The sequence below is a fragment of the Schwartzia succinivorans DSM 10502 genome (assembly GCF_900129225.1).
GTDB classification, from domain to species: Bacteria; Bacillota; Negativicutes; order Selenomonadales; family Selenomonadaceae; genus Schwartzia; species Schwartzia succinivorans.
The window spans coordinates 240,923-267,144 of sequence record NZ_FQUG01000002.1; the positions used below are offsets into that span (position 1 = coordinate 240,923).

Consider the following 26,222-nt stretch of genomic DNA (forward strand, 5'->3'; position numbering starts at 1 on the left):
ATGAAAGCAATCATCAACGGGCGGCTTATACTGCCGGATGAGCACGGAGAATTTCAGATTGTTGACCATCAGGCGCTGCTCTACGACCAGTATATTGCGCGTATCGTACCTGAAATGGGCCTTCGTGGGGAAGAAAGGGACAACCTTGAATCTGTAATTGATGCCCGTGGCGGATATGTTTCTCCGGGATTCATAAACGTGCATCTGCACGGCTGTGTAGGCTGCGATACAATGGACGAAACGGTGGATTCGCTTCGCGCCATTGCAAAATATCAGGCATCAACAGGTGTTACGGCAATGCTTCCCACAACAATGACCTATGATTTCCCACGGATATACCGTGCCTTTAATCATATTCGGGAGGTCATGGGAGAGTCTGCAGAGGATGGTGCCCGCGTGCTGGGTGCCCATATGGAGGGGCCTTTTATCAGCATGGAACGTCGGGGGGCTCAGGCACCTGAGCATATCGCACCTGCGGATTTTTCGCTGATTGAGGAGTACAAGGACGTCATACGTATTATCACAATCGCTCCCGAGGAGCTAAAAGGCGACTATGGATTTGTGGAGGAATGTCAGAAATACGGAATAGTAATTTCTCTCGGTCACAGCTCCGCTGATTACAATACGGCAAGGCGTGCGATACTGCAGTACGGCATAGACCATGTCACACATCTTTTCAACGGAATGGTACCGTTCCATCACAGGACGCCGGGACTTGTGGGCGCGGCCCTTGATACACCTGTTGACTGTGAGATAATCGCGGATAACATTCATCTTCATCCCATGACGCAGCGGCTGGTGTGGCGTATGAAGCAGGGACATCACATAATACTTATCACAGATTCCATGCGTGCCTGCGGGCTTGGCGACGGAGAATCGGAGCTTGGCGGACAGGTAGTCCGTGTTTCGGGGCAGGTGGCAACGCTTGCTGACGGAACAATCGCTGGAAGTGTTCTTACACTTGATCGCGCTGTTGCGAATTTTGCCGCGAATACAGGCGCGGGTATCGCAATGACTGTTTCATACGCAACAAAGGTTCCTGCTCAGGGACTGGGGGTTTATGACCAGATGGGTTCACTTACACCCGGAAAACGCGCGGATATTACAGTATTTGATGGAGCAGTGCGTGTACAGGCTACCATCGTCGGAGGAAAACTCGTCTACTCGGCAGACGGAAAAGGAGAACATTGATGTTTGGTTTTGGCAGTAAAAAGCTTGTGCTCTCGGCACCTGTCGAGGGGAAAATCGTGGATATCACAGAGGTTGAGGATCCTGTTTTCGCAGGAAAAATGATGGGTGACGGCTTTGCGGTAGAACCGGCGGAGGGCGTAAATACAGTCTGTGCTCCCTGCGATGCGAAGGTAATGCTTGTTCCTGATACAATGCATGCCGTCGCATTGGAAAAGAATGGCGTTGAGCTTCTTCTCCATGTCGGAATTGACACCGTTTCAATGCGTGGAAAGGGGTTTGAAGCATTAGTCAAGGCCGGTGATAAAGTAGATGCCGGGCAGCCGCTTCTAAAGTTTGACAGTAATAAAATTGCTGAGGCAGGCAAAAGCTCCATCACCATGCTGGTAGTCACAAATCAGGATGATGCGGTTGAAAGCGCAGAAAAAAATCTTGTAAATTCCGAGGAAGTCATGACACTTACCTTAAAATAAAATCTTTGTTGAGGAACTGCGAAAGGGTAATTTGCCTTTTCGCAGTTATTTTTTTGCATTTACACAGTTTTTGCAGTACAATATACAACTGTCAAGACAGTAAAAACAAAAGGAGAAGATTTTATGATTTTGGAACGACTGGAAAACCTTCCGACAGGACGGTTTCATTACAAGCTTTTGGCAGTGACGGGACTTGGATGGCTTTTTGATTCCATGGATACGGGACTCATCGCGTTTGTTCTTCCTATGCTGGCGAAGGAGTGGAATCTTACGCCGGGACAGATGGGGTGGATTGGAAGCATCGGACTCATAGGAATGGCGCTGGGTGCTATTCTCGCAGGAACGCTCGCGGACCGTATCGGCCGCAGGAAGGTATTTACCATAACGGTGCTGATGTACAGTATTGCCACTGGAATGTGCGCGCTGGCATGGAATTATGAATCACTTCTGTTTTTCAGATTCATTGTAGGCTTTGGGCTCGGCGGAGAGCTTCCTGTTGCGGTGACGCTCATGTCCGAGTATGCGCCATCAAAGCTTCGCGGACGATTTATTGTTCTTCTCGAAAGCTTCTGGGGTGTCGGCTGGCTGTGCGCTGCATGCATCGCATTTCTTTTGATTCCACAATTTGGTTGGAAGATTGCCTTCTGGATTGGAACAATTCCTGCGCTTTATGTTTTCCTCATCCGTCTCCATATGCCCGAATCGGTTCGTTATCTTATAACAAAGGGACGTATTGAAGAAGCGAAGGAAATAGTTGTTTCTCTTGAAAAAAAGCTTGGAGTTGAAGTCAAACCCTTCGAAGGAAAACTCACCGCGGTTGAGCTTGGCACTGAAACCGCAGAAAAGCCGTCGTTCTCGGCACTCTGGAGCGAACCATACCGTGTCCGCACAGTGATGCTCTGGCTCGCGTGGTTCGGTATTGTGTTCAGCTATTACGGAATATTTATGTGGCTGCCGAGTCTTGTTTTTCAGCAGGGCTTTGCGGTAGTAAAATCCTTCGAGTATGTTCTTATCATGACAATTGCGCAGCTTCCGGGATATTATGCCGCGGCATGGCTTGTGGATATTATCGGACGCAGATATACTCTTTCGCTGTTTCTTTTGATGTCAGGCGTGTGCAGCTTCTTTTTCGGACACGCAGGCTCGGCGCAGACGCTTCTTATATGGGGCGCGCTGATGTCCTTCTTTAACCTTGGCGCATGGGGAGTTATTTATACGTATACGCCTGAGCAGTACCCGACAAAAATCCGCGCTCTCGGAAGCGGCTGGGCAGCAGGCTTTGGTCGTATTGGCGGTATGATTGCGCCTGCCTTTGTGGGATCAATGCTTGCGGCAGGCGTGGGAATGGGTCCTGTGTTTGTTGTATTCGCTTCAGTATTCGTCATAGTCTCCGCCGTAGTTCTTGGACTCGGTATCGAAAGCCGCCAGAAATCCCTGGAAGCAATCAGTGGAGAGTGAGATAATAAAATGCTTGAATATATAAAGTAAATATATTGAGTTTATCTTTATATATGATAGAATATAGACAGAGAAAGAGGTGGTCTATATGGCACAGGCAGTAAGTGTAAATTTTAAACTTGATTCGGATGTAAAAAAACGTATGGAAGAAGTGTGTGCGGAGATGGGACTGTCAATGAGCGCCGCTTTTACTATTTTTGCCAAAACGGTGGGCAGGGAAAGAAGAATTCCCTTCGTAGTGTCTGCTGATCCCTTTTATTCCGAAGCTAATATTCGTTACTTAGAGAAAAAGATGAGAGATTACAAAGCAGGAAGTTTGATGGTTGCTGAGCATGAACTGATAGAGGAATGACCGTGCAGATAAAACATTTGGAATGGGACGTTGATGCGTGGGATGATTATTTGTATTGGCAAACGCAGGATAAAAAGACTCTCAAGCGGATTAATACTTTGATAAAGGACATACTTCGGCATCCTTTTGAGGGGATAGGAAAGCCGGAACCATTGCGGGGAAATCTGACAGGATTTTGGAGCCGTAGGATTGATGACACGAACAGAATCGTTTATGCGGCAGAAGATGATATAATCATCATTTTTGCCTGCCGTAATCACTACAACTGAGCTGAAGAAAACAGGCAGGCGGGCGAACTTGCGCATGCTGCCGAAAAAAGGTAAAATAGAGTAGATTCTACCAGATGTTTACTTCATCTCAGAAGAAGGAGGTAAGAACATGAAACACATTAAGACGGTCAACAAACCGACGCTTCAGGCTTCGGTTGGTAAAGGCGGCTGCGGCGAGTGCCAGGCATCCTGCCAGTCGGCATGCAAGACTTCCTGCACGGTAGGAAATCAGGTTTGCGAGAAGTAAGACAGGTCGGGAAAAGGAGTGCTGCTTTTCGGCGGTGCTCCTTTTTTGTGTTAGTAATTTTTTCGTTAGGAGATTATGATGAAGGACAGGATTCACAAGTTCGAACAGAATGGGACGTACATTCTGCTTGATATAAACAGCGGCGCGGTGCATGTCATCGACAAGATGATTTACGATATGATGGATACCTTTGACGGCACGAATGATAATGAGGTTTTGAAGGCGCTCGACGGCAAGTACCCGAAGGAAGACCTGACGGAGGCGTTGGAGGAGCTTCATGAGCTGATGAAAATGCAGCAGCTTTTCGCTCCGGATATAGATATTCCGCCAACCTTTGCGCAGACGGGTATTGTAAAATCCCTCTGCCTTATGATTGCGCAGGACTGCAACCTCCGCTGCAAGTACTGCTTCGGCGACGGCGGCAGCTACGGACAGGAGCGCGCTGTTATGTCGCCGGAAACGGGTAAAAAGGCTGTTGATTTTCTCATTGAAAAGAGCGGTCCGAGAAAGCACTGCGAGATGGATTTCTTCGGCGGTGAGCCTCTCATGAACATGAAAACGGTTAAGGCGGTTACGGAGTATGTACACCAGCGCGAAAAGGAAACTGGCAAGAAGATAAAGCTCACCCTTACGACAAACGGAATGCTGCTTAATGACGACAATATCAAGTGGCTGAACGAAAACGATTTCTCCCTGGTGCTGTCCCTTGACGGCCGCAAGGAGGTTCATGACGCAATGCGTCCTGATGTGGGCGGAAACGGAACCTACGACCGTGTTGTGAAGAATTTCAAAAAATGTCTCGACAGCCGCAAGGGCGGAAATTATGATTACCGCGGCGTTTACACATTCCTGCGCGGAACGTACACTAAGAACAGCATGGACTTTACGGAGGATGTGCTTTCCATGAATGACGCGGGCTTTGACATTCTCTCCATGGAGCCTGTAGTGTTAAAGGACAGTCCTCTTGGTTTCACGGAGGAAGACCTTCCGCGAATCAATGAGGAATATGACCGCCTTACAGAGGCATACATGAAGCGTCACCGCGAGGGAAAGGGCTTTTTCTTCTTCCATTTCAACATGGATCTTTCCAACGGGCCTTGTGTTGCGAAGCGTCTTTCGGGCTGCGGAGCAGGCCACGAGTATTTTGCAGTGGCAGAAAACGGAGACCTCTATCCGTGCCATCAGTTTGTAGGAAGGGAGAAATACCGTCTCGGCTCTCTTGATGAAGGAGTCACAAGCAAAGACCTTCCACAGTATTTCCGCGAAAGCCACGTGCTGAACAAACCGAAATGCCGCGACTGCTGGGCAAGATTTTACTGCAGCGGCGGCTGTCACGCGAATGCGGATTTGTTCCACGGCGATATCCGTCAGCCGTATGAGGTGGGCTGCGAGATTCAGAAAAAACGCCTCGAATGTGCGATTCTTGTACAGGCACTTTTGAAGCTTGAAAAAGAAAACAACGAAGGTTAAAACGGAATTCCCGGGATTCGGATTAAAAATCTCCCGATGCTTTGAAAACAGGCTTATAGCGAAAGCTTTTGCCTGTTTTTTTGCGCTGTTTTTGGGCCAAAAGAATTTGACAATAGGCGCTTTTCTATTATATTATAGGGAAAGAGATTATTTTCGGATAAATAAGAAAACAATACTTAAATCTAACGTTGTCTAGGAGGATACTTATTATGGCAGTAAAAGTAGCAATCAACGGATTCGGACGCATCGGACGCTTGGCGTTCCGTCACATGTTTGATGAACCGGGGTATGAGGTTGTTGCCGTTAATGACCCGGCAGAACCGAAGCTTCTTGCGCATCTTCTGAAATATGATTCCACGCAGGGCATGTACAAGTATGAGACAAGCGCTGACGAAGACCATCTCATCGTAAACGGAAAGAAGATTGCACGCTATGGTGAGCGCGATGCAGCTAATATTCCCTGGGGAAAGCATGATGTAGATGTCGTTCTCGAGTGCACGGGCTTCTACACCTCCAAGGAAAAGGCTCAGAAGCATATTGATGCCGGCGCGAAGAAGGTTGTTATCTCTGCTCCTGCAGGCAAGGACCTTCCGACGGTTGTTTACAACGTCAACCATGAGATCCTGAAGGCAAGCGATACGATTATTTCCGCGGCTTCCTGCACAACGAACTGCCTTGCTCCGATGGCTAAGGCTCTTCACAAGCTGGCTCCGATTCAGAGCGGTATCATGACGACGATTCATGCTTACACGGGTGACCAGGTTACTCTGGATGCTTCACAGCGCAAAGGCGATTTCCGCCGCTCCCGTGCTGCAGCTCTTAACATTGTTCCGACTTCCTCCGGCGCAGCAAAGGCAATCGGTCTTGTTGTTCCTGAGCTTCAGGGCAAGCTCATCGGCGCTGCACAGCGTGTTCCGACGCCGACGGGTTCCTCCACTATGCTCATGGCAGTTGTAAAGGGCAAGGTCACTGTCGAGGAAATCAATGCAGCAATGAAGGCAGCTTCCAACGAGTCCTTCGGCTACAACGAAGAGCTGATCGTATCCTCCGACATCATCGGAAGCACGTACGGCTCCCTCTTCGATGCTACACAGACAATGGTAACACCGATTAACGACGAGCTGACACAGGTTCAGGTCGTTGCATGGTATGATAACGAAGCAGGCTACACGAATCAGATGGTTCGCACCATCAAATACTTCGAAAGCCTGAAGTAATTAAAATTTTTGAGCTAAGATCCTGCGAGGTCCGGCCATAGCGAGGGCCGGGCCTCTTTTCTTTTTTGCGTTACACACATAAGGAGGCAGATTTCATGAAAAAAACACTGGAAGACATTGATGTAAAGGGAAAGAAAGTCTTTGTCCGTGCGGATTTTAACGTACCCCTTGATGAAAATCAAAATATCACCAACGACAAACGTATCCGTGCAACGCTTCCGACTATCGAATATCTTCTTGAGCATGGCGCGGCGGTTATTCTTGCCAGCCATCTCGGACGTCCTAAAGGACAGGTTAAGCCGGAGCTTTCCACAAAGCCGGTTGCGGCACGTCTTTCAGAGCTGTTGAAGCGCCCTGTGGCCTTTGCTGAGGATTGTGTGGGGGCACCTGCGGAGGCGGCTGCGGAAAAGCTGCAGCCGGGAGATGTGCTCCTTCTTGAAAATCTCCGCTTCCATGCTGAAGAAGAAAAGAACGACCCTGAATTCGCGAAGCAGCTTGCGAAGCTTGCGGATATTGTAGTCGATGATGCCTTCGGATGTGCTCACCGCGGACATGCTTCCAATCAGGGAATTACGAAATACAAGGAAACTGTAGCTGGATTCCTTATCGGAAAAGAGCTGCAGTTCATAGGAAAAGCTCTTGAAGCACCTGAGCGTCCGTTCGTTGCGATTCTTGGCGGTGCGAAGGTCTCGGACAAAATCAATGTTATCTCCAACATGATTGAAAAGGTTGACTCCATCATAATCGGCGGCGGTATGGCAAATACCTTCCTGGCTGCTGAGGGCAAGGCAGTAGGAAAATCCCTTACCGAGCCTGACAAATATGACCTCGCAAAAGAGCTTCTTGCGAAAGCAAAGGCAAAGAATGTAAAGATGGTTCTGCCTGTAGATGTTGTTGTTGCGGATGATTTCAAGGCTGATGCTGCAAAGAAGGTAGTTTCCGCAGATGGCATAGAAGATGGTTGGCAGGCACTTGACGCAGGTCCTGAGACAATGAGGCTTTATAAGGAAGCCCTCAAGGGAGCAAAGACTATCGTCTGGAACGGGCCTATGGGCGTGTTCGAATTTGATGCTTTCGCTAAGGGTACCGAGGCCGTTGCAGAGGCTGTAGCTGAGGCGACTGAAAAGGGTGCTGTAAGCATCGTCGGAGGCGGTGACTCCATTGCCGCTCTCAAAAAGACAGGGCTTTCGGATAAAATCAGCCATATTTCCACGGGCGGCGGCGCAACGCTTGAATATCTCGAGGGTAAGGAGCTGCCGGGTATAGCTGCTATTGCGGATAAATGAGGAGGATGCATCATGCGTAAACCAATCATTGCCGGCAACTGGAAGATGAATAATACCATCGCAGAGGGCATGAAGCTTGTTAACGGGCTGACCTCTCTTGTGAAGGGTATCAAGGACACAGAGATTGTTATCTGCCCGCCTGCTACGGCGCTTGCAGTAGTGACGACGGCACTTCACGGGAAAAATATCGCTGTGGGTGCACAGAACGTGCACTGGGAGGAAAGCGGAGCCTACACCGGTGAAATTGCCCCGGCCATGCTGGCGGAGCTTGGTGTAAAATATGCCATCATCGGACATTCGGAACGGAGACAGTACTTCGGTGAGACTGATGAAACGGTCAATAAACGTGCCCGTGCCGCACACCGTGCAGGCATCACTCCGATTATCTGCGTTGGTGAGCCGCTGGAAACCCGTGAAAAGGGGACATATAAGCGCTACGTTTCCCGTCAGGTCAGGCTTGCCCTTGCTGACAGGAAGCCGCAGTGTGTTGCGAAATTTGTCATTGCCTATGAACCGATTTGGGCAATAGGAACAGGCAAGACAGCAACCTTCGAGCAGGCACAGGAGGTCTGTGAGCATATCCGTAAGACTATTGCAAAGCTGTATGATAAAAAGACGGCTGATTCCGTGCGTATTTTATACGGAGGCAGCGTGAAGCCTGAAACAATCAAAGGTCTCATGGAAAAACCTGACGTGGATGGCGCGCTGGTGGGAGGAGCCGCACTCAAAGCAAAGGATTTCAGCGAGATTGTGAAATTTAACCGCTGATCGGAGGATATCTATGGCAAAACTCAAAAATGCACCCGTGATGCTTGTCATCATGGACGGCTGGGGCAACGGTGAACCGCAGGACAAAAACAATGCTGTGGTTCAGGGGAATACCCCGGTCATTGACAGGCTCATGAAGGAATGTCCCGTCACCAGACTTTTCTGTTCGGGAGAGGCGGTAGGCCTTCCTGATGGACAGATGGGAAACTCCGAGGTCGGTCACACGAATATCGGAGCAGGCCGTGTCGTTTATCAGGAGCTGACACGTATCACGAAGGCAATCCGTGAGGGTGAATTTTTCAAAAATGAGGCGTTTAATGCCGTTATTGATGAAACTAAGAAGAATGACGGTGCTCTGCACCTTTTCGGACTCGTCTCCCCCGGCGGAGTACACAGTCACAGCAGCCATCTGTACGCGCTTTTGGAGCTTGCGAAGCGCAGGGGAATGAAAAAGGTTTTTGTTCATGCCTTTCTTGACGGAAGGGATGTCGCGCCATCAAGTGCCGCGGAATTTATTGCTGAACTTGAAGAAAAAATAAAAGAAATCGGCACAGGAAAAATCGCGACTGTATCGGGACGCTATTACGCAATGGACCGTGATAAGCGCTGGGAGCGCGTGAAAAAAGCCTATGACGCCATAGCCCATGCGGAAGGAGTCCACGCTGAAAACGCAGGCGCGGCTGTAAAGGCATCATACGACGACGGGGTGACGGACGAGTTCGTTATCCCTGCGGTTATCGGAGATTACAGCGGAATGAAGGCTGAGGACGGCGTTATTTTCTTTAACTTCCGTCCTGACAGAGCCAGAGAGCTGACTCATGCATTTACTGATGAGAGCTTTGACGGCTTTGAACGCGACGAGGCTCTTAAGCCGTCCTACGTGACAATGACTCAGTACGAGGCAGGGCTTAATGTCCGCATAGCTTATCCTCCCCAGAAGCTGACGAAGACAATGGGCGAGGTCATTGAAGCCAACGGCATGACACAGCTTCGTATCGCGGAAACAGAGAAATACGCGCATGTCACATTCTTCTTTAACGGCGGCGTGGAGGAGCTGTTTAAAGGAGAGGACAGGATTCTGGTGCCGTCGCCTGACGTTGCCACGTATGATTTGAAGCCTGAAATGAGTGCCATAGAGGTTACCAACAAGGTTGTGGAGGCAATAGGCTCAGGGAAATATGATTTCATAATACTGAACTACGCCAACGGTGATATGGTTGGCCATACCGGAGTTTTTGAAGCGGCAGTCAAGGCTGTTGAAACAGTAGATACCTGTGTCGGACGGGTTGAGGAGGCCATAAGAAAAGTTGGAGGCATCCTGTGTATCACCGCCGACCATGGAAATGCAGAGGAAATGGTAGACCGTAAAAGCGGTGAACCCTTCACCCAGCACACGACAAATCCCGTGCCGTTCATTCTTGTCGGACCGCAAAATATCTCTCTTCATGAGGGAAGACTTTGCGATATAGCACCGACGATGCTGACTCTTGCAGGACTTCCGATACCGGAGGAAATGACAGGCGAAAGCCTCATTGACGGCTGAAGAGTAGGATAATTTTATGGAAAAAGAGAGGGAGTAAAATGAACTATTCACAGAAGGTGCAGGAAATGACCTGCATTGCGAAGGAAGTGAACCACGGTCCTGCCCCGATTCCGGAAGAGGGACAGTGGGTCAAGGCGAAGGACGTCTCCGATATCAGCGGCCTCACACATGGTGTCGGCTGGTGCGCTCCGCAGCAGGGCGCCTGCAAGCTGAGTCTTAACGTCAAGAACGGCGTGATTCAGGAAGCACTTATCGAGACAATCGGATGCTCGGGAATGACACATTCCGCAGCCATGGCAGCAGAAATTCTCACGGGCAAGACAATTCTTGAAGCCCTCAACACAGACCTCGTTTGTGATGCAATCAACACGGCAATGCGTGAGCTTTTCCTACAGATTGTTTACGGACGAACTCAGACAGCCTTTTCCGATGACGGACTTCCTGTTGGCGCAGGTCTTGATGACCTCGGCAAGGGACTCCGCAGCCAGATAGGCACAATGTACAGCACTCTCGAAAAAGGCCCCCGTTATCTGGAGCTTACAGAAGGCTACGTAACACGTGTTGCTCTTGATAAGGAGGACCGTATCATCGGCTATGAGTTCGTGAGCCTTGGCAAGATGATGGAAATGATAAAGGACGGCACACCGGCGCAGGAGGCTCTTGAAAAGGCGACGGGAAATTACGGACGGTTTGACGAAGCGGCGCGTTATGTAGATCCGCGGAAAGAGTGAGGGGGAAGAATAATGGCACTGTTTGAAGGATACGAACGCCGCATTGACCATATCAACGAAACACTGAAAAAATACGGTATGGAAAAGGTAGAGGATGCGAAGGCAATATGCGAGAGCAAGGGCCTCGATGTTGCAGGTATCGTCCGCGGAATCCAGCCGATATGCTTTGAGAACGCATGCTGGGCATATACCCTTGGCGCGGCTATTGCAATCAAGAAGGGCTGCACAAAGGCTGCAGATGCAGCTGAGGCAATCGGCGAAGGACTTCAGGCATTCTGCGTGCCGGGTTCTGTTGCCGACCACAGAAAGGTAGGCCTTGGACACGGAAATCTCGGAGCAATGCTTTTAAGAGAAGACGCGAAATGCTTTGCGTTTCTTGCAGGACACGAATCCTTTGCGGCAGCAGAGGGAGCTATCGGTATTGCAAAAAAAGCCAACAAGGTCAGAAAGACACCGCTTAAGGTTATTCTGAATGGTCTTGGCAAGGACGCGGCGCAGATTATCTCACGCGTGAATGGCTTCACCTATGTACGTACCGAGTACGATTACAAGACAGGCAAGCTCAATATAACGGATGAAATCAAATACTCCGACGGTGAGCGCAGCGCTATCCGCTGCTACGGTGCTGACAGCGTGCAGGAGGGTGTCGCTGTAATGGAGCATGAGGACGTGGACATTTCCATCACAGGCAACTCCACAAATCCGACACGTTTCCAGCATCCTGTTGCGGGCTGCTACAAAAAGGAATGCTTTGAGCGCGGGAAAAAATATTTCTCTGTCGCATCAGGCGGCGGCACAGGCCGTACACTTCATCCCGACAACATGGCGGCAGGTCCTGCTTCTTACGGCATGACTGATACTATGGGACGCATGCACGGTGACGCGCAGTTCGCAGGATCCTCATCAGTACCGGCGCATGTTGACATGATGGGACTCATCGGCATGGGCAACAATCCGATGGTAGGTGCTACAGTTGCGGTTGCAGTCAGTGTTGAACAGGCAATGGCGTAAAACTGATTCGGTTATTTTCAGAGAGAAGGCGTGATGCCTTCTCTTTTTTCTTCCTTGACAACATTTATTAATAAATGTAGTATGATATTATTTGTATATGGAAGGATTGCTGAAATGAATTTGTTTTTTGTTGTCAACAGCATACTGCTTGGTGTGGGCCTCGCCATGGATGCCTTTTCTGTTTCACTGGCGAACGGACTTAATGACCCGGGGATGAATAAGGGACGCATGAGTCTTATCGCAGGTACCTTTGCCGGTTTTCAGTTTCTCATGCCGATGCTGGGATGGATTTGCGTTCATTCTATTGTAAAGGTGTTCGAAGCCTGTGAGACGTACATTCCGTGGATTGCATTTTTTCTTCTGCTGCTCATCGGAATCAATATGATAAAGGACGGTGTGTACGGCGAGGGAGAAGAGAGCAATGTGAAGACGCTGAGTCTGGGCATTCTCATGATGCAGGGGGTAGCAACATCCATTGACGCGCTCTCTGTCGGATTTACGATAGCCGGATATGCTGCGGCTGAGGCATTTATCTGCTCGCTCATAATCGCCGCGGTAACCTTTGTTATATGTGTGGCTGGACTTATTTTGGGACGGCGTTTCGGAATCCTGCTGGCAGGAAGAGCGCAGATTTTTGGGGGAGCGCTCCTGATAGCTATCGGACTTGAGATTCTGCTTTCAAAGTTTTTATTCTGAAACATAACAAAACTGACTATGGAAAAACATTCATATTAGAGTTATAATGATTAAGATTCACGGTATCTGATGATATCGGTAAGCAGGAGAGAATGAGAATGAAAAAAATATTTTATACGGTGCCGATGGCGTTTGTATTCATGCTCTTTTTAAGCGCTGTCTGCTTTGCCGAGAAGCTGGAGTTTCCCGACGCGGATTTTGTTTTTGTGGATGCCAGGAACACCACAGGCTATTATGTTGATATGAACAGCGTGAATTTTATCGGGAATAACGAAGTTGATGCCCGGGTTGAAATCGTGAAAGCAGCTGAAAACCGCTTCTTCGTTTACAGCATTCATTTTAATCGTGAGAAACGGACGTATCAGATTATTGATTCGCTTAACGGGCAGTACGATACAAAAGAAAAAACGGGAGGCTCGATGGTGCCGCTGCAGGTGACAGGATATGCTGCCGGTTCGCCTATGGAGTGCATCGTCGATTATATTTATTATCCGCAGCCATAAAGAAATTCAGAGGGGTGATGGGGCGCCATCACTCTTTTTTTATGCCCTTAAGAATTTTGCATTTTGTATATATGGGAAAAAAGTTTGATATGTAAGGGAGTTTTGGGGTATAATTATCTCTAATGAGCAAAAAGAAAGGAGGCGGAGAAGTGCAGCAGCGTTATTATGAATGGTTTCGCAGGACGTATCGTATGCAGGATGCCATGAGGCGGGAAGCAGGGGAAACAGTTTCCATGAAATACCGCCGCATGGTTTGTGAGCTTGCGCGGATTTATCTCGTTCAGGGCGATGTGCGTCAGGTAAATGAACTTGCAGCGCAGTTTTACAGGAAAATTGCCGGTGCATGGGATGAAAACGTTGACTGGGATGTTGCGGTAATGTTCGCGGGGATCAGCGCTGTTAACCGTTATCTCGGCAGCGAGCCTGAATGGCAGAAAAGCTGTTTAAGGCAGCTGGAGAAAATGGTTCCCGACGGGCGCAGGAAAAAAGGGCCTGCAGGTGAATTTTCCGCCCTTATTGAAGTCATAAGGTTTCTTTTTATGCTCTCCTGTGGAGAGCATGGCAGGGAGGCCGAGCTTCTGCTGGAGGATATCAGGAAGGAATGCTCATCACGAGTAAACCTTGGTGTTCTTCATGCCGATGTATTGTTCAGACTGCTGGAAATGCGTCTTTATATTGAAAAAGAAATGTATCAGGAGGCGGAGGCTTCACTTGATGCCGCTCTGTTTTTGCTGAATACTGTTGCCGGAAGCCGGAACTATCCTCCGCGCCTTCGTTTGCTTTTATATAGAAGAAAGATGACACTTCTGGAGAAGCAGAATAAGCTTTATGCAGCGCTGCAGGCTCACAAGGACTATACCGCGCTTTACGCGCATCTTTCCAGGGAACGTGAGAGGGCGTATACCGCCTTCCTTCAGGACCTTTACGATGTAAAGGAGCAGGAGAGAAATATACTGAAGCTCCGCATGAAAAACCGCCGACTGAGCGAACAGGCGAACGTGGACGCTCTTACAGGTCTTGGAAACCGCAAGGCGCTTATGCGAACGAGCTTTCAGATGCTTGGAAAGACTGCCGAAGGCCCTGTTTCCCTTGCGTGCATCATGGCGGATCTTGACTTTTTCAAGGCATACAACGACCATTACGGACATTTGCAGGGTGACTCAATATTGTCCAGCGTAGGACAGGTTCTGAGGGATTTCAGAAAGAAGGGCTGGCAGGTATTCCGTTACGGAGGAGAAGAATTTTTGCTGCTCCGCAGGGACGCAGACGAAGCGGACGCCAAAAAAGCCGCGGAGAATATACTTTCATCACTGCGCCATCGGGCTATCCCACATAAGATGAGCACTGTAGATGAGTATGTTACCATGAGCATGGGGGTTGCTTCATCACGGTGTCATTTGTCCGAAGATATCCGAAGACTCATACGTGAAGCGGATGAGGCTTTATATTCTGCGAAAGCACGGGGACGTGCATGCTGCGTGTGCTTCAGTGAAATGGAGGCACGGGCATGAACCCTAAGGAAATAGAAAGTATTATTTCATACCTTGAAGATACTGATACTGAATGCATGAATCTGGACATGGTGCTGGGCTGGCTCCGAAAGCTTGAAAATGCCAGCGCGGCCTCAAAAAGCGCAAATGACAGAGTACTGCTCATGTATACGGCCGGACTTGCACGTTACAGACTTGGAGAATATGACCGTGCAATAACCGTATTGGAGAAGGCACTTCGGGGGGCTGAAAGCCTCGGCCTTTTGGTGTACGCCGCTAAAATGCATTGCATTCTTTCTGTATGCTATACCCTGACAGGTGATATAAAGAAAGCCGGCAGACACTCTGAAACAGCGCTTCGCGAGTTTGGACGTCTGCGGCTTTTTGATGAGCTGTCGCTGCACTACATTCACATCATACAGCTGGGACGCCTGGCAAATGAAAAGGATGAGGTGCTGGAGTACCTGCGCCGCGCGGAGTATTTCAGTCATGGGCATACAACTTCGAAAAGCGTGTGTGTGCTCTTCGGAATAGCACAGATATATAACAATATTCTTTATGACAACATCAAAGGGACAAAATATCTGACCCGTGGCATAGAGATATGCCGCATGAACGGTATGGTTCTTATGGAAAAGCTGGGAATGAAACGCCTTGCTGATACATATCTGATGATGGAGAGATATTCCGATGCTGCAGATGTGTACTGCCGTATTATAGGTGATGAAAGAAAGCGCCTTCCTGATTCGGTATGCACATCCGTAAGGGTAAGCCTTGTTTTTTGTGATTTCCAGCTTGGACGTCTGATTTCGGCGGAGAAGAGAATCACTGAGCTTGAAGAATTTTTGCCGAGGCTTTGGGAAAAGGAAAGAAAGCAGTTTACCGCTGTCGCATGCTACCTCAAGGCAAGGCTTGCTCTGATACGCGATGATACCTTTGAAGAAGCTGAGGAGTTTTTGAAAAAGGCGCTGGCAATTTTTGAAAAATACGGCAGATATGATTTCCCTGTTCCGGAGTTTGACTACATGCTTTATTCCCTCCAGGCCTCAATGCTTCTCAGGCAGGGGCGGCTTGGCGGTGCGGAGCGCGCATGCAAAAAGCTGGCCGAAACAGCAGATCATTACGGCGCACGCTGCAGGCGTGATGCCTACGCGCGGCTGTCCATGATAGCTGAGCTGAGAGGCGATTATGAGGCGGCATGCCACTACGCCCACATGGAAGACGAAGCGATAGATGCCATAGAGGCAGGAAATCTGGCCCTGAGGTTCGAGCAGCTTTGCGGAAAATTCTTCGATACCATGCGTTCACGTGAGATTACGGGTCTGAAAAAAGAAAATCAGACACTGAAAAAGAACATTGATATGGATGCTCTTACGCAGGTCTACAATAAAAAGTATTATCTGCGCTATCTTCGCCGCATACACGAAGGAGACAGAAAAGATATTCATCAGCTGACGGTTCTTATGGTCGATATTGACCATTTTAAGGAGTATAATGATTACTACGGGCACACCGACGGCGACAAGTGTCTGAGAAGGGTTGCGGAAATTCTGACGAATGCCGCGGATTTGTTTGGTGCTTACGTCATGCGGTACGGCGGAGAAGAATTTGCTATTTTCCTTGAGAACTTTACCGAAAAGGATGGAGAGGAAACGGCACGCCTTATTATGGATGAGCTGGCAGAGGCGCATATACCGCACGAGACGTCTCCTGTGGCGGATCATCTTACCGTGAGTATCGGTATAGCATCCGAGCGGCGGAATATTCCGCGTGAAATCAACGCGCTGATGGAGCGCGCCGACGAAGCACTGTACGAGGTGAAAAGAAGCGGAGGAAACATGTTCCGCGCTATGCAGTGGTAAAGGAGAAATTATGGAGCTTCAAAAGCTTATCGAAAAAGCGGAAACGACACATAAATTAACGAAGGAGGAGCTTACGCTCCTTCTTTCTTCATCTGAGGCAGAAGAACATCTTGCCGCAGCTGCCGACCGCGTTCGGAAGAAATACGTCGGGGACGCAGTGCATCTTCGCGGTCTTATTGAATTTTCCAGCTATTGCAGAAGAAACTGCATGTACTGCGGCCTGCGGCGTGATAATGAAAAAGCAGGCAGATACCGTCTTTCACCTGATGAGATAAAAGCCCTTGCGGAAAAAGCAGTGGGCTACGGATATCATACAGTCGTTCTTCAGTCGGGAGAGGATATGTGGTATACAACGGAGCGTCTTGTACCGATTATACGATTCATAAAAAATCTTGGGGCAGCCGTTACTCTTTCAATTGGGGAGCGTACGAGAGAAGAATATGCGGAGCTGAAAAAAGCAGGAGCAGACAGATTCCTGCTGCGCATAGAAACTACTGACCGCGCTCTTTATGAAAAGCTTGATCCGGGAATGTCCTATGACGAACGCTGCCGATGCCTTCATGACCTGAAGGAGCTTGGATATGAAGTGGGAACAGGCTGCCTCATCGGACTTCCGGGACAAACTGTAGAAGCCCTTGCTGAAGATATTCTTTTCTTTCAGGAAATCGACGCTGACATGGTGGGAATCGGGCCTTTGATTCCTAATCCCGATACACCCCTTGGCGATGAGCCGACAGGTGACATGGGGATTACACGGCGCATGGTATCCCTTATCCGACTCCTTCTTCCGGAGGCGAATATTCCCGCGACGACGGCAATGGAGACACTTATCCCGCATAAAGGCCGGGAGATAATTCTGAAATCCGGGGCAAATGTAGTAATGCCTAATGTGACAGAGGGAGAGGCAAGGGAAAAGTATGCACTCTATCCAGGCAAGGCATGTGTGTCAGATACACCTGCATACTGCCGTACATGTATGGAGACAAGGATAAATGCCATCGGCAGATTCATCGGCAGTGATGCAGGCGCAAGAAAACACCGCAGATAAGTTTCATAATATTTACATTTTGCTTTTCTATCATGATGGAAGGCAAAAAGTCTTTTGGAGGTAACCGCAGGCTATGCATACGGCTGTACTTGGAAGCGGCAGTAAAGGAAACTCAGTCTATATAGAAATGGAAGGAATGCATATTCTCGTTGACGCGGGAATCGGTGTACGTCGTGTCATGAAGGGCCTGAAGGAAATCGGGGTAACACCTGATATGCTTTCAGCGGTTTTTCTGACCCACGAGCATACAGACCATGTAAAAGGTCTTGGGCCGCTTCTTCGTGCCACGGAGGCAACGGTTTATACAAGACCGGGAACGCTTGAAGCGCTTCCCAAAAGAAAAGAGCTGCCGGAGGAACGTCTTGAAGTAATTCATGATGAAATGAAACTGGGGCCTCTTACAGTAAAGGCCTTTTCGACGCTTCATGATGCGGCTGACCCTGTGGGATACAGCTTCTATGGAGCAAATTCCAAATGCACTCTTGCAACTGATTTAGGATTCATTACTTCCTCAGTTCAGTCGGCAATAGACGGTTCTGATGTGCTGGTGCTGGAAACAAACCACGACCCCGCAATGCTGAAAAGAGGGTCGTATCCCTGGCCGCTTAAGCAGCGGATTTTGAGCAATCGGGGGCACCTTGCAAACGAGGAGGCTGCATGGGCGCTTGTACACATGAAAAAACGCCCGAAAAAGCTCTTTCTTGCACATCTCAGCGAGGAAAACAACCGACCTGAGCTGGCGAAGGAAACAGTGGAACGGGTTTTAAGGGAACAGGGGGCAGCATCCCCGACCATGGAAATAACCGTTGCACGTCAGAATGACATGGACTTTTGGTGTGAATGACAACAGGAGGGATAGATATGAAACTCGTTGTGAAGGACTGGAAAAAATATACGACAGGCGCGCTCATGGGAATGGTTGTGACAGGCGCGGTGCTTTTCAGCGGCTGCTCAGGCCTGGGCGCGGTCGCGTCATCTGATGCGGGCATTCCCGAGACATCACGGCCTGCTGTATCAACCGGGACAGGGAATCTTTCAGATGCCCGCAACACTCCTACGGTTCGAGTAGCGAAGGCGGTGGGGCCTGCAGTAGTAGGTATCACAAACAAAGCCGTCGCAAGAGACTGGTTTAACAATCAGGTACAGGTAGAGCAGGGAGTAGGCTCGGGAGTTATTTTCAGAAGCGACGGATATATCGTCACGAATAACCATGTAATAGAGGGCGCCCGCGAAATTCTTGTATCACTTTCCGACGGCCGCAGTGTAAAGGGCAAGCTTATCGGGGCTGATGAGCTTACGGATATCGCGGTTGTAAAAATTGATGAAACAGACCTTCCCACAGCATCCTTCGGAAACTCTGACGAGATCGTTGTAGGAGAGCCTGCCATAGCCATCGGAAATCCGATGGGACTTGAATTCCAGGGAAGTGTAACCGTCGGCGTTATTAGCGCGATGAACCGTACCCTTTCCATGGGTGGCGAACGTCAGCTCAAGCTCATTCAGACAGACGCGGCAATCAGCCCGGGCAACTCCGGTGGAGCACTTGCCAATGCTGACGGACTTGTAATCGGAATCAACAGCGCAAAAATAGCGGCTAACGGCGTCGAGGGCATGGGCTTTTCCATTCCTATCAATACCGTCCGTGAAGTTGTATCCCAGCTTATGGAGCACGGACGTGTAATCCGTCCGTACCTCGGCGTCGGAGTATTTGATAAAGAAACGGCTGCCCGTGCAGGCTATCAGCTCAATGTAGACGCAGGTGTGTATGTGCAGAATGTAACACTGCAGGGGCCTGCAGGGCGTGCAGGACTCCAGCGCGGCGACATCATTCTTGAGGTTGGCGGGGAAAAGACGAATACTGTCGGAGAGCTTCGTGCCGCTGTTACCGCCCATAGCGTCGGAGATACTGTCCCGGTGAAATATATCAGAGGCGACGAAACCTACACTGTAGACGTCACACTGGACGCGGCCCCGGAGCGGTAACGTGAAGATTACGATAGTTGCGGCAGGCAAGCTGAAGGAAAAATATCTTACACAGGGCATCGCGGAGTTTATGAAAAGACTTACTCCCTTTGCCCGTGTAGAAATACGGGAAATAAACGAGGAGCACATGCCGGACGAGCCCTCTGACGCAGACCGCGAAAGGGTTCTGACAAAAGAAGGAGAGCGTCTTTTGAAACAGGTGCCCGAGGGAAGCTATCTTTTCGTGCTGGACGTATACGGAAAGCAAAAATCCTCCGAGGAGCTTGCGGAGCGTATAAATGAGCTGGGGCTTCAGGGGAAAAGCAGCATTACATTTCTTATCGGAGGAGCCTTCGGACTCTCAAAGGAAGTCCGCGCGGCGGCAGACGAGCTTTTATCCTTCTCGCGGATGACATTTACACATCAGATGGTGCGTCTTCTTCTTGTAGAGCAGATATACCGTGCATTCAAGATTAACCGCGGAGAGAAATATCACTGGTAAAATAAAAACGCAGCAGGGTTAACCCTGCTGCGAATTTTTTTGCCGTTATTTACCGAGAATTTTGTTGATGTATTTGGTCAGAGCCTTTCTGTCATAGAACTGATCCGGGGTCGGCAGAACAAAATCAGGCGTTACGCCCTTGTCTATGTCATAGAATGAACCGTTTTTTGTATAGGCGAGACGATAAGGCCCGGATATATTGAACACACACCCGTCAGCTGTTGTCATATTCTGCACAACACAGGCACCGCCGCCGGAGGTCTGACCGAGTATTGTGACACGGTTGGAGTTCTTCAGCGCGCTTGGAACAAGATTGCCGCAGGAGAAGCTGTTTGGTGAGGTCAGACAGAAAAGATTGTAATTAAGGAGATTGTCTTTGTCGTCAAACTTTCTGTCCATATTCATATCAGCCTTGAAATTCTGAGTAACGAGAGCACCTGTTAAAGGATTTGTTACACTTATGGAGCCTTCACCCAAAAACATACTGATAGTGTATGCCGCGGTGGGCGCCGCACCGCCGCCGTTGTTTGAAAGGTCAAGCACGACATTTTTTATCGGACTGTCTTTTCTCGTGATTCTGGAGAAGGAGTAGCTCATCAGACAGATAGTGTCATCAAGATGCTCCGCTACCGTTTCCTTGTAATAGTCATCAACGGTGACGTCAAATTTGTCAAAGGTAATATACGCGGTGTTTCCTACCTCTTCATATTGGGGCACACCGTTTGGATAGCGTTTATTACGGGCTTCTGCATACCGCTTCATGTCAGCGATACTTTGTCTGCAGGAGGTTCCGTACCTGCGCTCGGGAGCCTCCTTCATCATGTAGGAACGTTTGGCAAAGGAACTGTGCAGGTCGTCAAGATGAATGAATGTTAAATCACAGAGTGCCTGTCCTGCTGTCTGTGGGTCAGGACTGAGGAGTTGCTCCTTGAGCCCGGCCTGAAGGAACATCGTATCAAAATTTTTTATGTTATGCTGTTCCTTTAACCCGTAAAGAGAGTCAAGGGCAAAACAAAGTTCGTTGTAGTTGAATTTTGCCAGTGCGTCACTTCTTTTTGCCGGGTGTGGGACATTGTAATAAAGGTCTTCGAATGGCTGGAGATTTCCGCTCTGCAGAATGAAGACACTTGCCCCGTTATACAGAGAGTTCATCCCGTTCTGTGACAGCAGGATGTCACTGAAAAGCTGGAGAGGTACGTAATATTCACCGTCCTGACAGATAAGGTCGATTCCATAATCTCCGGGGTGGAAGGTAATTGATTCACCGTAGCGCTCGAAGGAAGTATTGCTTCTCTGGAAAAGCTCTGCTTCTCCCTGGTCGTTATAGCCGGAAACCGCAACAAGATCCATAAGAGTTGCGTCAGGAAGCCTGACCATAAAAGCATCATAATCCCAGAAGGAGATAGTATCCTCGCCGCAGTCGAAGATTACAGGATAGTGTGTCTCTCTGCTGAGCATAACCCGTTCACCCTTTGACTGCATCGTCAGGTTGTACTTCGGGGCATCCATCGCTCTTACCATACGGATAAGTATATCCTTTGCAGCAGTAACAGAAATATACGGAACATCATTTACACCGTCGATAAAATAAAGGTCGATTTTGTCCTTGCTGCCTTCCTGCGCATTGCCGTAATAAATAGGTACTGTCATTTTCCCGATTTCATGGTCATAGGCGGATTCCGAGGCTTCGGTTTCAACCGCTGCTGATGGCAGACTTTCCTCTGCATGACCGTATACCGGCGAAAAAAGAATGCTGCCTGCAAGTAAAATTGATGCGAGTTTTCCTTTCGTTCCCTTCATGTATATTCCTCCTCCTGTGGAAGTGTAACTTCACTTATATTAAGTATAATGCCTTTAATCAAAGATTGCCATTGCTAAATTTCCTCCGGGGCAGACCGTTTTCTAAAAAGAATCCCGCCTGCAAACTGCACGACGGGATTCTCTTATATGAAGTATTCTATTGTCTTGTCTTCTGTTAGCTTTGTATTGTTGTTGAACAGGAGCATTGCCTCGCGGTCTGCTTCGGGGCCGAAAGCATACAGACTGTCGGTTTCACTTTCAAAATAATGAAGCGGCACGATGCGGTTGTGGGTGAATGGCGCGTCATTCACGATTTTTATATCGGTGGCATCTCCTATGTCCGGCACTGTTTCGTAATAGGGGTCGAACATCATGATGCCATCGGAGGTGATTCCCGTGAGAAGCGCGTAGTGCTCTACCTCGAACCACAGCCTTACAACCACGGCACCGCCCCGGTGCAGGGCATCAATTATAAGTCCGCCGTTTTTTACGTTTACCGACGAGCCCGAAAGGTAACGGCTTGATACGGGGATTGAACCGACCCGTCCGTAGCCGTCAAGCCAGTTGGCAAGAAACATCATGGCCGAGCGGGATGTTCCGCGTTTCCCCGGGACTCCGCCGTCTCCGTAGCAGTCGAGACAATAAAGAGTGATGTTTCTTATGATTTCAGGAGGTATGTCTTCACGCTCAAAAAGAAAGCGTATCGCATTGTCAAGGGTTGTGGGCCCGCAGTCGTATTCGGATATTTGATACTGAAGAGGTGTCTTCATGGAAATTCACCATTTTCTTTAGGGATTTCCTATCATTTTAATAAAAACGGTATGAAAGTGCAAGAACCCCGAAGGCTCAGCGGAATATTTCCGCAAGACGCGAGACTGCTCCGTCAATTTTTTCCTTTGGAATACCGGCGTAGTTTATGACAAGCTGAACATTTTTTTCACAGCAGGGCGCGTGACGGTAATCGTCAAAGAAGGACAGATGCAGCCCTGTTTTTTTAGCACGTTTTTTTATGCATTCCTTTGAAAGCGCGGTGTTAACCGTGAGAAGGAAATGAGTTCCTGCCTTGCGCTCTGTAACCAGGGAAAAATCATTAAGCGGAGACCGTCTGATGGCATCGAGGATTGCCGTCCGCTGCATCCGGTAGTATTTTTTCATGCGGTTTATGTGTCTTTCGAAATATCCCCGTTTCAAAAACAGCGCCAGAGTGTACTGCTCAAAGCTGGAAACTGTGCAGGAATAAAAGCTTTGAGTTTTTTTGTATCTTTCCAAAAGCTTTTTGGGAAGCACCATGTAGCTGATCCGAAGCGACGGCACAAGCGTCTTGGAAAAGGTGTTAAGGTATATTACCCGGTTTTGTGTGTCCTGAGCGTACAGAGGAAGAATAAATTTTCCTGTGTAGCGGAACTCGCTGTCGTAATCGTCTTCGATAATGTAGCGTTTGCTTATGCGGTTAACCCATCTGAAAAGCTCTATGCGCCGCCCTACAGGCATGACGATACCCGTGGGGAAGTGATTGGCCGGGGAGACATGAACCACATCGGCTCCGCTTTCCTCCAGGGCATCAATGCAGAGTCCTGCATCGTCAATGGGAACATACTTCCACGGGTTGCCGAAGCTCTGGGAAATCTCTCCGAATTTTTTATATCCGGGGTCTTCAATTGCGAAGGTTGTCGCAGGTCCGAAAAGCTGTAAAAGACGGCTGTAGAGATATTCTGTTCCTGCGCCTATGATAATCTGCTCAGGATCTACGTTCATGGCGCGGTTTGTGCGAAGATAGTCCGCGATTGCCCGGCGGAGAATAAAGAGACCATTCCATGGTATTGTCTGCCAAAGCTCCCTTTTGGATATGGAAAGAGTTTCTCTCATCAGCCGTGTCCACGCCGTCATAGGAAAGCTCTTGAGACTGATGCGGTTGGCCTTAAAGTCCGCGAAGTAATCTGGTTCTGTTTTATCCTTTGCGGGAGCAGGTGCGGAGCTTTTTGGTATGCGGTAGCTGCTGACATCCGCGGCGAAATAACCCTTCTTTTCCACGGAGGTTATGTAGCCCTCTGTGAGGAGCTGGGCGTACGCATTGGTCACGGTTATGACACCTATATTAAGATGGCGGGCCAGTGTACGCTTGGATGGAAGACGTTCTCCCGAGCGTATTGCCCCGGTGATGATGTCTTCCCTGATGCACTGGTATAAATAATCATAAAGCGGTGCTTTGCCACGCTTTGAAAGGTCATAGGTAAGCATGTGCGACTCCTTTTGGTGCTATGAAAATAATATTTATTGGTTCTTTTGAGAGAACCAGAATCATTATAAAATAAATGCCGTAAGCAAACAAGAGGAGGAATAATGATGGCAAAAACAGAAATTCAGGAAAGATACGGTCTTTTTTATGATGGAGGCTGGCATGATGCGTCGAACGGCGCGGTATTTGATTCAATAAATCCTGCAGACGGCTCAAAGCTGGCGCAGTGTGCGGAAGCAACAAAGGATGATGTGGAGGCGGCTGTAAAGAGTGCGTGGAAGGCCTTTAAGACGTGGAAGCATACCACTCCTGCGGAGCGTGCGGCACTTTTGAATAAGATTGCTGATATCATTGACGATAACGCAGAGCATCTTGCAATGGTTGAGACGCTGGATAACGGCAAGCCAATCCGTGAGACGATGAATGTTGATGTTCCTATGGCATCCGCGCATTTCAGATATTTTGCCGCATGTGTGGTATCCGACGAGGATAAGGCATCTGTACTCAATGAGCAGTTCCTTTCTATTATTCTCCGCGAGCCGATTGGAGTCGTTGGACAGATTGTTCCGTGGAATTTCCCGTTCCTTATGGCGGCATGGAAGCTTGCTCCTGTATTGGCTGCAGGTGACTGCACGGTACTGAAGCCGTCTAAGGAGACAAGTCTTTCGGTGCTGGAATTTGCGCGCCTTATCAAGGACGTTCTTCCGCCGGGAGTATTTAATGTTATCACCGGCGCAGGCTCACGGGCAGGACAGTATATGCTTGAGAATCCCGGCTTCAGCAAGCTGGCATTTACAGGCTCCACAGAGGTAGGAAGAAGCATCGGACTGGCTGCGGCGGAGCGGATTATTCCTGCAACGCTGGAGCTTGGCGGAAAGAGTGCTAATATTTTCTTCGATGACTGCAATTTTGAGCAGGCAGTTGACGGCGCGCAGCTTGGTATTCTTTTCAATCAGGGACAGGTTTGCTGTGCAGGTAGCCGTATTTTCGTGCAGGATACGCTGTACGATAAGTTTGTTCCTGCTCTCGTTGATGCCTTCAACAAGGTACAGGTCGGACTCCCCTGGGAGGACGGTACTCAGATGGGAGCGCAGATAAGTGAGGTTCAGCTTAAAAAGATTCTTGGTTATATCGAGCTGGCAAAGGAAGAAGGCGCAGAGGTTGCATGCGGAGGAGAACGCTTCGCAGATGGTCCGCTTTCCAAGGGCTGCTTCATGCGTCCGACGCTTTTGACGAATGTGACAAATAATATGCGTGTGGCTCAGGAGGAAATTTTCGGACCTGTGGCATGTGTAATTAAATTCCACAGCGAGGACGAGGTCATCGCAATGGCAAACGACAGCGTGTACGGCCTTGGCGGTGCAGTGTGGACTAAGGATATAAACCGCGCCATCCGTGTGGCACGCAGCATAGAAACAGGACGTATGTGGGTAAATACCTACAATCAGATTCCCGAAGGCGCGCCATTCGGCGGCTACAAGCAGAGCGGTATCGGCCGTGAAACTCACAAGGTTATGCTGGACCACTACACACAGATGAAGAATATAATGATAAATTTATCGGAGAAGCCGTCAGGCTTTTATCCGAATAAGTAAAAAGAAAGCCCTGCATGAGCGGGGCTTTCTTTTTTAATCAGGCTGTACGGACGGGCTGTCCGTTATTGTCGATAGAATAACAATGGTCTGCGTTTTTACGACGCCGGGAGCATTTTTTATCCTTGTCAGAAGCTTTTCCAGTGTTCCGGTGTTTTCTGTCAGGATTTTCAGTGAGTAATCGAAATCTCCTGTTATGTAGTAGCATTCCTTTATCTCAGGCTCTGCCTTTGAAAGCTCCGCGAAACGGTCTCCGTGCTTCGGATTGTCGAAGCGGAGGAACATGAGTGCCATGAGGTGCTTGTTGAGCTTTGCGGGATCAAGTATTGTTGTATACTGCCTGATTACTCCCGAGGCCTCCAGCTTTTTCAGACGTTCGCTGATTGCCGGAAGCGACAGGGCAATTTCTCCGGCAAGCTCGGAAAGGGTAGCCCGTGCATTTGCGGAAAGCAGTTTGAGTATTTTTTTATCAATGTCGTCCATGTTTTACGCCGCCCTTCATTGATGATATACTTATA

At 49.0% G+C, this 26,222-nt stretch carries 26 protein-coding genes; 22 read left to right on the forward strand and 4 right to left on the reverse strand.

What is annotated here, in order from left to right:
• From nagA to rlmH, 21 genes are all read left to right on the forward strand, one after another.
• Positions 1 to 1,191 (forward strand): N-acetylglucosamine-6-phosphate deacetylase, encoded by a 1,191-nt coding sequence (nagA, locus tag BUA83_RS01030; protein WP_072934328.1) that lies wholly within the window; start codon positions 1 to 3, stop codon positions 1,189 to 1,191.
• Positions 1,191 to 1,661: a PTS sugar transporter subunit IIA gene (locus tag BUA83_RS01035; protein ID WP_072934329.1), complete on the forward strand. Its 471-nt coding sequence runs from the start codon at positions 1,191 to 1,193 to the stop codon at positions 1,659 to 1,661. Before nagA ends, BUA83_RS01035 begins: the two co-directional genes overlap by 1 nt.
• A 123-nt stretch (positions 1,662 to 1,784) precedes the next feature.
• Positions 1,785 to 3,119, forward strand: coding sequence for an MFS transporter (locus tag BUA83_RS01040; RefSeq protein ID WP_072934330.1), 1,335 nt, complete (start codon positions 1,785 to 1,787; stop codon positions 3,117 to 3,119).
• 88 nt (positions 3,120 to 3,207) lie between these two features.
• The gene (locus tag BUA83_RS01045; protein ID WP_072934331.1) at positions 3,208 to 3,471 is read left to right on the forward strand and encodes a type II toxin-antitoxin system RelB/DinJ family antitoxin; all 264 of its coding nucleotides are present in this window, start codon (positions 3,208 to 3,210) and stop codon (positions 3,469 to 3,471) included.
• A 2-nt stretch (positions 3,472 to 3,473) separates the two neighbouring features.
• Positions 3,474 to 3,740 (forward strand): Txe/YoeB family addiction module toxin, encoded by a 267-nt coding sequence (locus BUA83_RS01050; RefSeq protein ID WP_234988186.1) that lies wholly within the window; start codon positions 3,474 to 3,476, stop codon positions 3,738 to 3,740.
• A gap of 109 nt (positions 3,741 to 3,849) precedes the next feature.
• Positions 3,850 to 3,987 carry a six-cysteine ranthipeptide SCIFF gene (gene scfA, locus BUA83_RS01055; RefSeq protein ID WP_072934333.1) on the forward strand — a complete coding sequence of 46 codons (138 nt, stop codon included), beginning with the start codon at positions 3,850 to 3,852 and terminating at the stop codon, positions 3,985 to 3,987.
• A 78-nt stretch (positions 3,988 to 4,065) separates the two neighbouring features.
• On the forward strand, positions 4,066 to 5,457 hold the full coding sequence (gene scfB, locus BUA83_RS01060) for a thioether cross-link-forming SCIFF peptide maturase (RefSeq protein WP_072934334.1): 1,392 nt from the start codon (positions 4,066 to 4,068) through the stop codon (positions 5,455 to 5,457).
• Between the two features lie 209 nt (positions 5,458 to 5,666).
• Positions 5,667 to 6,674, forward strand: coding sequence for a type I glyceraldehyde-3-phosphate dehydrogenase (gene gap / locus BUA83_RS01065; RefSeq protein ID WP_072934335.1), 1,008 nt, complete (start codon positions 5,667 to 5,669; stop codon positions 6,672 to 6,674).
• A 95-nt stretch (positions 6,675 to 6,769) separates the two neighbouring features.
• Positions 6,770 to 7,960: a phosphoglycerate kinase gene (locus BUA83_RS01070; protein ID WP_072934336.1), complete on the forward strand. Its 1,191-nt coding sequence runs from the start codon at positions 6,770 to 6,772 to the stop codon at positions 7,958 to 7,960.
• A 9-nt stretch (positions 7,961 to 7,969) separates the two neighbouring features.
• Positions 7,970 to 8,728 (forward strand): triose-phosphate isomerase, encoded by a 759-nt coding sequence (gene tpiA, locus BUA83_RS01075; protein WP_234988207.1) that lies wholly within the window; start codon positions 7,970 to 7,972, stop codon positions 8,726 to 8,728.
• A 13-nt stretch (positions 8,729 to 8,741) separates the two neighbouring features.
• On the forward strand, positions 8,742 to 10,271 hold the full coding sequence (gpmI, locus tag BUA83_RS01080) for a 2,3-bisphosphoglycerate-independent phosphoglycerate mutase (RefSeq protein WP_072934338.1): 1,530 nt from the start codon (positions 8,742 to 8,744) through the stop codon (positions 10,269 to 10,271).
• Positions 10,272 to 10,309: 38 nt separating this feature from the next.
• Positions 10,310 to 11,002, forward strand: coding sequence for an iron-sulfur cluster assembly scaffold protein (locus BUA83_RS01085; RefSeq protein ID WP_072934339.1), 693 nt, complete (start codon positions 10,310 to 10,312; stop codon positions 11,000 to 11,002).
• Positions 11,003 to 11,014: 12 nt separating this feature from the next.
• A complete protein-coding gene (locus BUA83_RS01090) occupies positions 11,015 to 12,013 on the forward strand; it encodes a GGGtGRT protein (protein ID WP_072934340.1) in 999 nt (332 codons plus the stop codon).
• A 114-nt stretch (positions 12,014 to 12,127) separates the two neighbouring features.
• Positions 12,128 to 12,709 (forward strand): manganese efflux pump MntP, encoded by a 582-nt coding sequence (locus tag BUA83_RS01095; protein WP_072934341.1) that lies wholly within the window; start codon positions 12,128 to 12,130, stop codon positions 12,707 to 12,709.
• A 98-nt stretch (positions 12,710 to 12,807) separates the two neighbouring features.
• Positions 12,808 to 13,212, forward strand: coding sequence for a hypothetical protein (locus BUA83_RS01100; protein WP_072934342.1), 405 nt, complete (start codon positions 12,808 to 12,810; stop codon positions 13,210 to 13,212).
• 122 nt (positions 13,213 to 13,334) lie between these two features.
• Positions 13,335 to 14,723 carry a GGDEF domain-containing protein gene (locus tag BUA83_RS01105; protein ID WP_072934343.1) on the forward strand — a complete coding sequence of 463 codons (1,389 nt, stop codon included), beginning with the start codon at positions 13,335 to 13,337 and terminating at the stop codon, positions 14,721 to 14,723.
• The gene (locus BUA83_RS01110; protein WP_072934344.1) at positions 14,720 to 16,564 is read left to right on the forward strand and encodes a tetratricopeptide repeat-containing diguanylate cyclase; all 1,845 of its coding nucleotides are present in this window, start codon (positions 14,720 to 14,722) and stop codon (positions 16,562 to 16,564) included. The genes BUA83_RS01105 and BUA83_RS01110 overlap by 4 nt, the downstream gene beginning before the upstream one ends.
• Positions 16,565 to 16,574: 10 nt before the next feature.
• Positions 16,575 to 17,612 (forward strand): [FeFe] hydrogenase H-cluster radical SAM maturase HydE, encoded by a 1,038-nt coding sequence (gene hydE / locus BUA83_RS01115; RefSeq protein WP_072934345.1) that lies wholly within the window; start codon positions 16,575 to 16,577, stop codon positions 17,610 to 17,612.
• Positions 17,613 to 17,685: 73 nt separating this feature from the next.
• Entirely contained in the window at positions 17,686 to 18,456 is a 771-nt protein-coding gene (locus BUA83_RS01120; protein WP_072934346.1) for an MBL fold metallo-hydrolase, read from the forward strand.
• Between the two features lie 17 nt (positions 18,457 to 18,473).
• The gene (locus tag BUA83_RS01125) at positions 18,474 to 19,595 is read left to right on the forward strand and encodes a S1C family serine protease (RefSeq protein ID WP_072934347.1); all 1,122 of its coding nucleotides are present in this window, start codon (positions 18,474 to 18,476) and stop codon (positions 19,593 to 19,595) included.
• 1 nt (position 19,596) lies between these two features.
• On the forward strand, positions 19,597 to 20,076 hold the full coding sequence (rlmH, locus tag BUA83_RS01130; RefSeq protein WP_072934348.1) for a 23S rRNA (pseudouridine(1915)-N(3))-methyltransferase RlmH: 480 nt from the start codon (positions 19,597 to 19,599) through the stop codon (positions 20,074 to 20,076).
• 45 nt (positions 20,077 to 20,121) lie between these two features.
• Here rlmH and BUA83_RS01135 read toward each other — a convergent pair whose 3' ends face one another.
• The 3 genes from BUA83_RS01135 to pdxR all read right to left on the reverse strand — a co-directional run bounded on the left by BUA83_RS01135 (position 20,122) and on the right by pdxR (position 24,114).
• On the reverse strand, positions 20,122 to 21,876 hold the full coding sequence (locus tag BUA83_RS01135) for a S41 family peptidase (protein WP_072934349.1): 1,755 nt from the start codon (positions 21,874 to 21,876) through the stop codon (positions 20,122 to 20,124).
• 143 nt (positions 21,877 to 22,019) lie between these two features.
• Entirely contained in the window at positions 22,020 to 22,646 is a 627-nt protein-coding gene (locus BUA83_RS01140; RefSeq protein ID WP_072934350.1) for a cysteine peptidase family C39 domain-containing protein, read from the reverse strand.
• Between the two features lie 76 nt (positions 22,647 to 22,722).
• The gene (gene pdxR, locus BUA83_RS01145) at positions 22,723 to 24,114 is read right to left on the reverse strand and encodes a MocR-like pyridoxine biosynthesis transcription factor PdxR (RefSeq protein WP_072934351.1); all 1,392 of its coding nucleotides are present in this window, start codon (positions 24,112 to 24,114) and stop codon (positions 22,723 to 22,725) included.
• Between the two features lie 105 nt (positions 24,115 to 24,219).
• On the opposite strand from pdxR, the gene BUA83_RS01150 reads away from it, so the two are divergent.
• Positions 24,220 to 25,707: an aldehyde dehydrogenase family protein gene (locus BUA83_RS01150; protein WP_072934352.1), complete on the forward strand. Its 1,488-nt coding sequence runs from the start codon at positions 24,220 to 24,222 to the stop codon at positions 25,705 to 25,707.
• A 33-nt stretch (positions 25,708 to 25,740) separates the two neighbouring features.
• Here the strand turns inward: BUA83_RS01150 and BUA83_RS01155 are convergent, their stop codons facing one another.
• Positions 25,741 to 26,187, reverse strand: a complete 447-nt coding sequence (locus BUA83_RS01155; protein ID WP_072934353.1) for an Lrp/AsnC family transcriptional regulator — start codon at positions 26,185 to 26,187, stop codon at positions 25,741 to 25,743.
• Between the last annotated feature and the right edge of the window lie 35 nt (positions 26,188 to 26,222).